The sequence below is a fragment of the Variovorax beijingensis genome (genome assembly GCF_003951285.1).
GTDB lineage: Bacteria > Pseudomonadota > Gammaproteobacteria > Burkholderiales > Burkholderiaceae_C > Variovorax > Variovorax beijingensis.
In genome coordinates, this window is the sequence record NZ_RXFQ01000021.1 from 107,296 (window position 1) to 114,677 (window position 7,382).

The 7,382-nt window shown below is 67.3% G+C and carries 8 protein-coding genes; 4 read left to right on the forward strand and 4 right to left on the reverse strand.

Annotation, left to right across the window (positions count from 1 at the left end; translation table 11 throughout):
• Positions 1-15: 15 nt before the first annotated feature.
• Together xerD and EJO66_RS27550 are read right to left on the reverse strand one after the other, a co-directional pair.
• Positions 16-927 (reverse strand): site-specific tyrosine recombinase XerD, encoded by a 912-nt coding sequence (xerD, locus tag EJO66_RS27545; protein WP_124961056.1) that lies wholly within the window; start codon positions 925-927, stop codon positions 16-18.
• Positions 928-993: 66 nt separating this feature from the next.
• On the reverse strand, positions 994-1,968 hold the full coding sequence (locus EJO66_RS27550) for a tripartite tricarboxylate transporter substrate binding protein BugE (RefSeq protein WP_124961055.1): 975 nt from the start codon (positions 1,966-1,968) through the stop codon (positions 994-996).
• A 102-nt stretch (positions 1,969-2,070) separates the two neighbouring features.
• Here EJO66_RS27550 and EJO66_RS27555 point away from each other — a divergent pair, with 102 nt between their 5' ends.
• Positions 2,071-2,988 carry an AEC family transporter gene (locus tag EJO66_RS27555; RefSeq protein ID WP_124961054.1) on the forward strand — a complete coding sequence of 306 codons (918 nt, stop codon included), beginning with the start codon at positions 2,071-2,073 and terminating at the stop codon, positions 2,986-2,988.
• Between the two features lie 7 nt (positions 2,989-2,995).
• Here EJO66_RS27555 and queG read toward each other — a convergent pair whose 3' ends face one another.
• The gene (gene queG / locus EJO66_RS27560) at positions 2,996-4,072 is read right to left on the reverse strand and encodes a tRNA epoxyqueuosine(34) reductase QueG (RefSeq protein WP_124961053.1); all 1,077 of its coding nucleotides are present in this window, start codon (positions 4,070-4,072) and stop codon (positions 2,996-2,998) included.
• On the opposite strand from queG, the gene tsaE reads away from it, so the two are divergent.
• From tsaE to EJO66_RS27575, 3 genes are all read left to right on the forward strand, one after another.
• On the forward strand, positions 4,058-4,567 hold the full coding sequence (gene tsaE / locus EJO66_RS27565) for a tRNA (adenosine(37)-N6)-threonylcarbamoyltransferase complex ATPase subunit type 1 TsaE (protein WP_124961052.1): 510 nt from the start codon (positions 4,058-4,060) through the stop codon (positions 4,565-4,567). The genes queG and tsaE overlap by 15 nt on opposite strands.
• The gene (locus EJO66_RS27570) at positions 4,564-6,108 is read left to right on the forward strand and encodes an N-acetylmuramoyl-L-alanine amidase (RefSeq protein WP_125966664.1); all 1,545 of its coding nucleotides are present in this window, start codon (positions 4,564-4,566) and stop codon (positions 6,106-6,108) included. Before tsaE ends, EJO66_RS27570 begins: the two co-directional genes overlap by 4 nt.
• A 130-nt stretch (positions 6,109-6,238) precedes the next feature.
• Entirely contained in the window at positions 6,239-6,529 is a 291-nt protein-coding gene (locus EJO66_RS27575) for a glycine zipper domain-containing protein (protein ID WP_223262424.1), read from the forward strand.
• A 63-nt stretch (positions 6,530-6,592) separates the two neighbouring features.
• On the opposite strand, the gene EJO66_RS27580 is transcribed toward EJO66_RS27575, so the two are convergent.
• Positions 6,593-7,261 (reverse strand): DedA family protein, encoded by a 669-nt coding sequence (locus tag EJO66_RS27580; RefSeq protein WP_124961050.1) that lies wholly within the window; start codon positions 7,259-7,261, stop codon positions 6,593-6,595.
• Positions 7,262-7,382: the final 121 nt, after the last annotated feature.

Sequence of the window (7,382 nt, forward strand, 5' to 3'; positions counted from 1 at the left end):
AGGAACACCGCGCCTTCAACCGCGCGGGTGATGCTGCGCATGCAGCTGCTTCAGCCGCTCGCGCGCCACATGGGTGTAGATGGTGGTCGTGGAAATATCGGCATGGCCTAGCAGCAATTGCACCGCGCGCAGGTCCACGCCGTGGTTCAGCAGGTGGGTGGCGAAGGCATGGCGCAGCGTGTGCGGCGACAGCGGCACATGGATGCCGGCCGCAGCGGCCTGCTTCTTCACGATGATCCAGAACATCACGCGCGTCATGCCCGCGCCGCGCGCGGTCACGAACAGGTCGGGCGTCTGCTGCCCGCCGAGGATGGCGGGGCGCGACTCTTCCAGGTAGCGCTCGATCCAGCGCCGCGCCTCGCCGCCGAAGGGTACGAGGCGCTCCTTGCTGCCCTTGCCGAGCACGCGCAGCACGCCGTCGTTGAGGCTCATGTCGATGACCTTGAGCGCCACCAGCTCGCTCACCCGCAGGCCGCTCGCATACATCAGCTCGAGCATCGCGCGGTCGCGCAGGCCGAGCGGCGTTCCCACGTCAGGCGCGGCCAGCAGGTCGTCCACCTGCTTTTCCGACAGCGTCTTGATGGCCCGCGGCATCTGCCGCGCGGGCGCGAGCCGGATGCTCGGGTCGGCTGCGATGCGGCGCTCGCGCAGCGCCCAGCGGTAGTAGCGCTTGAACACCGTGAGCCGCCGGTTGGCCGAGGTGGCCTTGCCCCGGGTCGACAGGCGCGCGCCCATGTAGGCCTGCAGGTCGGCCTCCTGCGCCGTGTCGAGCGCGCCGCCGCTGCGCTGGCTGCCCAGCCACTGCGCGAACAGCGCGAGGTCGCGGCGGTAGGCGGCCAGCGTGTTCTTCGACAGCCCGTCCTCGAGCCAGAGGGCATCGATGAAGTCGTCGATCTCGGGGGTTTGTGTGGCGGCGGCCTCTGTCATGCGCTGCAAGATAACAAAAAGAAAAGCCGCCCGTGGCGCGGGCGGCTTCGAGCGGGTTCGCGAGGCTCAGTCGAGCTTGAGCTTCTGCTTGGCGACGACCTGCTTGTAGACCTCGTACTCGGCCTTGATCTGCGCGGCGAACTGCTCGGGCGTGTTGGCCACGATCAGCGAACCTGTGTCTTCGATGCGCTTTTTCACGGCCGGGTCTTCCACCGCCTTCTTCACGCCGGCATTGATCTTGTCGACCACTTCCTTCGGTACGCCCTTGGGGCCGAGGATGCCGTAGTACGCCATGCGGTTGACCGGCTCGAGCCCGACTTCCTTGAAGGTCGGCACATTGGGCAGCGCGGCCAGGCGCTGCGGCGCCGACACCACGATGGGTATCAGCCGGCCGCTCTGGATGAAGGGCATGGCCGACGGGATGTTGTCGAACATGATCGGCACCTGGCCGGCCACCACGTCGTTCAGCGCAGGGCCCGCGCCGCGATAGGGAATGTGCGTGACGAAGGTGTTGGTGAGGCTCTTGTAGAGCTCCATCAGCAGGTGGCCGATGCCGCCCGTTCCCGACGAGGCGTACGAGTACTTGCCGGGGTTCTTCTTGAGCTCTGCCACGAACTCCGCGTAGTTCTTGGCCGGGAAGCTCGGGTTGACCGCAATGATGTTGGGCGTGGCCGCGATGTTGATGATCGGCGTGAAGTCGTTGATCGGGTCGTACGGCACCTTGGGGTTGATGGCCGGATTGGCCGCCGTGCTCGAGACCGTGGCCACGCCGAGCTTGTAGCCGTCGGGCGTGGCGCGCGCCGTTTCGGCCGCACCCACGATGCCGCCGCCGCCCGCGCGGTTGATCACCACCACCGGTTGGCCCAGCACCTTGCCCAGCGGGTCGGAAATCACGCGCGCCACGATGTCGGTCGTGCCGCCCGGTGCAAATGGCACGCTCAGTTCGACCGGCTTGTTCGGATAACCCTGAGCAAAGCTCTGGCCCGCGGCCGCGACCAGCGCAGCGGCTCCCACCATGGCGCCCCATTGACGACGTTGCATCTATAACTCCTTGATTGACTGATGTCGAAAAACCAAAGCCCCGGATGCTAGCGGCTTCGTACCCCGCCCGTGCTGTGGATTACCCATGGTCCGCCACGGTTTATGCTCGAAGCGGTGAACTTCGCCCAGTTGCTCTTCCCGGATTTTTCGCTCATTGCCATTGGTTGGCTGCTTTGCCGCTACACGGCGCTCGACCGCCGCGTCTGGGACCAGGTCGAAAGCCTGGTCTACTACTTTCTATTTCCGGTGCTGCTGTTTCACTCGATCGTGCGCAGCCCGCTCGATTTTGCCGCCACCTCGAGCCTGCTCACTGCGGGCGTGGGCATTGGCCTCTGCGGCATCGCAATGGCCTACGCGCTGCCCTACGTGCCCGGCCTCGCGTCGCACATCGACCGCCGCGACCATGCGGCCAGCGCGCAGATCGGATTCCGCTTCAACTCCTTCATCTGCCTTGCGCTCGCCGAGCGGCTGGCCGGTGCGCAGGGCCTGCTGCTGATTGCGGTGCTGATCGGCGTGTGCGTGCCGATGTTCAACATCGCGGCCGTCTGGCCGATGGCGCGGCATGCCGAGAGCGGCTTCGCGCGGCAGCTGGTGCGCAACCCGCTGATCGTCGCCACGCTGGCCGGGCTGCTGGCCAACGTGCTGGGCTTCACCGTTCCGAACTGGGCCACGCCGACGCTCACGCGCATCGGCGCCGCATCGCTCGCGCTCGGCCTGCTGGCGGCGGGCGCGGGCATGCAGTTCGCCACGCTGGGGCGCGGCAAGGTGCTGGCGCTGTCGGTGCTGTCGATCCGCCACCTGTTCCTGCCGCTGGTGGCTTGGGGCCTCTCGCTTGCGCTGCGGCTGGACGCGACGCAGGCCTCCGTGCTGATGGCGTTTTCCGCCGTGCCCACCGCCTCCAGCGCCTATGTGCTGGCGGCGCGCATGGGCTACAACGGACCGTACGTGGCGGGTCTCGTGACCCTGTCCACGCTGCTGGGGGTGGCGAGCCTGCCGTTTGCGCTGGCGCTGCCGCGCTAGGGTTCGTTCAGCGCTCGGGGCGCTGCGCCAGGGCCCACGCCACGTGCTCGCGCACCAATTCGCTCGGGTGCGATGCCCGCGTGGCCAGCGCCTCTGCGGCACCGCTCTCGCCCGCGCGCAACGCGTTTCCCAGGGCCACGGCGATGTTGCGCAGCCAGCGTTCATGCCCAATGCGGCGGATCGGGCTGCCCTCGGTGAAGCGCAGAAAGTCTTCTTCGCTCCAGGCAAAGAGCGCGGCCAGCGCCTGGCCGGTGAGTCCTTCGCGCGCGTCGAAGTCGGGCAGCGCGCTCTTCTTCGCAAACTTGTTCCAGGGGCAGATCAGCTGGCAGTCGTCGCAGCCGTAGATGCGGTTGCCCATCAAAGGCCGAAGCTCCAGCGGAATCGGCCCGCCGTGCTCGATGGTCAGGTACGAAATGCAGCGCCGCGCATCGAGCCGGTACGGCGCGACGATGGCCTTGGTCGGACAGACATCGATGCAGGCGCTGCAGCTGCCGCAGTGGGCGGTGACCGGCTCGCTTTCGGGCAGCGCCATGTCGACGTAGATCTCGCCCAGGAAGAACATCGAGCCCGCACTGCGGTCCAGCACCAGCGTGTGCTTGCCGCGCCAGCCTTGGCCGCTGCGCGATGCGAGCTCGGCTTCGAGCACCGGGGCCGAATCGGTGAAGGCGCGATGGCCGAACGGGCCCACCTCCTCGGCGATGCGTTCGGCCAGCCTGGCCAGCCGCGCACGCAGCACCTTGTGATAGTCGCGGCCGCGCGCATAGACCGAGACGATGGCTTCGCCGGGCCGCGCGAGGCGATCGAATTCCACGGTTTGCCAATCATCGAGCGGCGTGTCGCGCGGCAGGTAGTCCATGCGTGCCGTGATGACGCTCACCGTGCCCGGCACCAGTTCGGCCGGCCGCGCGCGGCGCGTGCCGTGCGTTGCCATGTATTTCATCTCGCCATGGAACCCATGGGCCAGCCATTGCATCAGACCTTCCTCGGCGCTCGATAAATCGACGCCCGCGATTCCGATTTGGGAGAATCCGAGTTCCCGGGCCAATGCCTGAATACGAGCAACGAGTGGATGGCTGACGATCACTTGCCGATTGTAGAAACGCCGAAGAACGCCCGCCGCATGCTGCGCTGGCGCAGCGAGGACGACACCGACGACTTCGCGCGCGCGCTGGCGGCCTCGCCCGCACTGCGCGATGCTTTCATTGCGCTTCACGGCGACCTCGGCGCCGGCAAGACCACCTTCGTGCGCCACCTGTTGCGCGCGCTCGGCATCGAGGGCCGCATCAAGAGCCCGACCTATGCCGTGGTCGAGCCGCACGAAGCGCCCGATGGCCTTGCCATTTTCCATTTCGACTTCTACCGCTTCAACGATCCGCGCGAATGGGACGACGCCGGCTTCCGTGACATTTTCGCGGGACCGGGCCTCAAGCTTGCGGAGTGGCCAGAAAACGCTGCCGGCCGCACACCAATTGCCGACCTCGCTATTAAAATAGAAGCAATGACAGACGACACACGCAACGTGACCCTCCTGGCGAACACTCCTCGCGGCAGCGCCCTGCTGACGCAGCTCGGCGCATGAAGGCCAGCGGCCTCAAGCGGCGCGTGCTGCTGCAGGGCGGCAGCATTGCGCTGATGCTCGGCGTGCACCAGATCGCGCGCGGCGCCACCATCCTTGCGGTGCGCGTGTGGCCCGCGGCCGACTACACGCGCGTGACCATCGAATCCGATGCGCGGCTGCATTCGCAGCAGCTGGTCGTCGGCAGTCCGCCGCGGCTGGCGGTGGACATCGAAGGCATCGATCTCAACCCCGAGCTGCGCGACCTGGTCGGCAAGATCAAGCCGGGCGACCCGTACATCAACGGCCTGCGCGTCGGCCAGAACGCACCGAAGGTGGTGCGCATCGTGTTCGATCTCAAGCAGGCCGTGGTGCCGCAGGTGTTCTCGCTGGCGCCGATCGCCGCATACAAGCATCGGCTGGTGCTCGACCTCTACCCCGAAAAAGCCATCGACCCGATGGAAGCGCTGATCACCGAGCGCCTGCGCGAGGCACCGCGCGGCAGCAGCGGTGGCGGCAACAACGGTGCCGTGGCGAGCGCGCCCTCGGTGCCGCCGCCGGCCGCGCCCTCCTCGGGCCTCGCGCCCGACGGCGGGCCGCCGATCCTCGTGCGGCCTTCGCCCAACGTGCCCGCGCCGCGCCCTGCGCCCGGCAGCATCGCGCCTCCCGCACGCCCGCCGGCCACGGCGGCCGCACCCGCACCCGATCCACTGGGCGAGCTGATGGCGCAGCAATCGACGCGGCCCGGCCCTGTCGCGCCGCCATCGCCGCCCATTGCGCCTGTGGCGCCTCCCGCGCCCGTCGCGTCCGCGCGCGGCGGCGCCACCGCGAGCCGCACCGACCGCATCATCATCGTGGCGCTCGATCCCGGCCATGGCGGCGAAGACCCGGGCGCCATCGGCCCCAACGGCACGCGCGAGAAAGACATCGTGCTGCAGATCGCGCACCGCCTGCGCGACCGCATCAACGCGAGCAGCGTCAACGGCAACCCGATGCGCGCGTTTCTTACGCGTGACGCCGATTTTTTCGTGCCGCTGGGTGTGCGCGTGCAAAAGGCGCGGCGCGTGCAGGCCGACCTCTTCGTGAGCATCCACGCCGATGCGTTCACCACGCCCGCCGCGCGCGGCGCGAGCATCTTTGCGCTGAGCCAGAGCGGCGCCTCGAGCAGCGCCGCGCGATGGCTCGCCAACAAGGAAAACGAAGCCGACAAGGTCGGCGGCGTGAACGTGGGCAACCACGAAGTGCAGGTGCAGCGCGCGCTGCTCGACATGAGCACCACGGCGCAGATCAACGACAGCCTCAAGCTCGGCGGTGCCATGCTCGGCGAGATCCGCGGCATCGGCGCGCGGCTGCACAAGCCCGCGGTCGAGCAGGCCGGCTTCGCGGTGCTCAAGGCACCCGACATCCCCAGCGTGCTGGTCGAAACGGCGTTCATCAGCAACCCCGAAGAAGAAGCGAACCTGCGCAGCGTCAGCTACCAGGAGAGCCTCTCCGATGCGCTGATGCGCGGCATCCAGCGCTACTTTGCGCAGAACCCGCCGCTGGCGCGCAGCCGCCAGCTCTAGGGCCTCGCTCGCCCTGCCGTCCCACGCCGGGCGGCCCGTGGCAACGCACAGGCAAGCGCGGCAGGCTCCTACACGGGGGGCCGGTGCCTTTTGACCATCATGGTCCCATCACTCTAGAAAGGTGGACATCATGATGAACGCACGAATCTGGCTTGCCGCTGCGGCGGCAACCATGGTCATGGCGCTGGCAGGTTGCGCATCCGGCCCCAACCAGAACCTGGGCACCGGCATTGGCGCGCTCGGCGGCGCGGCAGTGGGCCATGCCATCGGCGGCAACACCGGCAGCACCCTGGGCGGCGCGGCCATTGGCGGCGTGATCGGCAATCAAGTGGGACGCAGTGTGGACGAACGCAACTACTACGAGAGCCAGCGCGCCTACCCCCCGCGCGGTTACTACCCGCGCAACGGCCCGAACTACTGACCCTTTGCCAAACCTCTGTTGAAGCGCGCCACCACCGGCGCGTTTTTTTTGGTTCGGTACCGATCAGGCCTTCGAAGGCAACTGCGCGCGCGCCTTCTCCGCGCGCGATGCGCGCCAGGCACCGAAGATCGCGATCAGGCCCGGCACGAAGATCAGCGCCCAGATGATCTTGTCCAGGTGCTCGCGCACGAACGGCAGGTTGCCGAAGAAGTAGCCCGCCGTTGCGATGCCCAGCACCCAGATCAGCGCGCCGACCACGTTGAACATGGTGAATTTCGCGCGGTTCATTTCGGCCACGCCGGCCACGAAGGGCGCGAAGGTGCGAATGAAAGGCATGAAGCGCGCAAGGATGATCGTGATGCCGCCATAGCGCTCGTAGAACGCGTGGGCCTGGTCGAAGGCCTTGCGGTTGAAGAAGCGCGAGTTCTCCCACTGGAAGACCTTGGGCCCGAAATAGCGGCCGATGCTGTAGTTGCACTGGTCGCCCAGGATGGCTGCGGCAATGAGCACCGCGCAGGCCAGCGGAAAGCTCATGAGTCCCACGCCGCACAGCGCGCCCACGATGAAGAGCAGCGAATCGCCGGGCAGGAAGGGCATCACCACCGCACCTGTCTCCACGAACACGATCAGGAAGAGCAGCGCATAGACCCAGGGGCCATAGGCAACGACGAAGGCCTCGAGGTGTTTGTCGACATGCAGGATGAAGTCGACGAGAAAGCTGATGATTTCCATGGTTGCGGATTATCCTTGCTGCACGCCGCATGGCACCCCACGACGAATTCGGAGATTCAAGATGACAGGTCGATACATCCAGATCGAGGCCGCGGGCGGCAGCGGCACCTTCCGCGGCTAC

What these genes read in the sequence shown, in the direction of transcription:
- xerD (WP_124961056.1), bottom strand. Translation starts at nt 927, where the DNA reads ATGACAGAGGCCGCCGCCACACAAACCCCCGAGATCGACGACTTCATC.
- EJO66_RS27550 (WP_124961055.1), bottom strand. Translation starts at nt 1,968, where the DNA reads ATGCAACGTCGTCAATGGGGCGCCATGGTGGGAGCCGCTGCGCTGGTC.
- EJO66_RS27555 (WP_124961054.1), top strand. Translation starts at nt 2,071, where the DNA reads ATGCTCGAAGCGGTGAACTTCGCCCAGTTGCTCTTCCCGGATTTTTCG.
- tsaE (WP_124961052.1), top strand. Translation starts at nt 4,058, where the DNA reads ATGGCTGACGATCACTTGCCGATTGTAGAAACGCCGAAGAACGCCCGC.
- EJO66_RS27570 (WP_125966664.1), top strand. Translation starts at nt 4,564, where the DNA reads ATGAAGGCCAGCGGCCTCAAGCGGCGCGTGCTGCTGCAGGGCGGCAGC.
- EJO66_RS27575 (WP_223262424.1), top strand. Translation starts at nt 6,239, where the DNA reads ATGATGAACGCACGAATCTGGCTTGCCGCTGCGGCGGCAACCATGGTC.
- EJO66_RS27580 (WP_124961050.1), bottom strand. Translation starts at nt 7,261, where the DNA reads ATGGAAATCATCAGCTTTCTCGTCGACTTCATCCTGCATGTCGACAAA.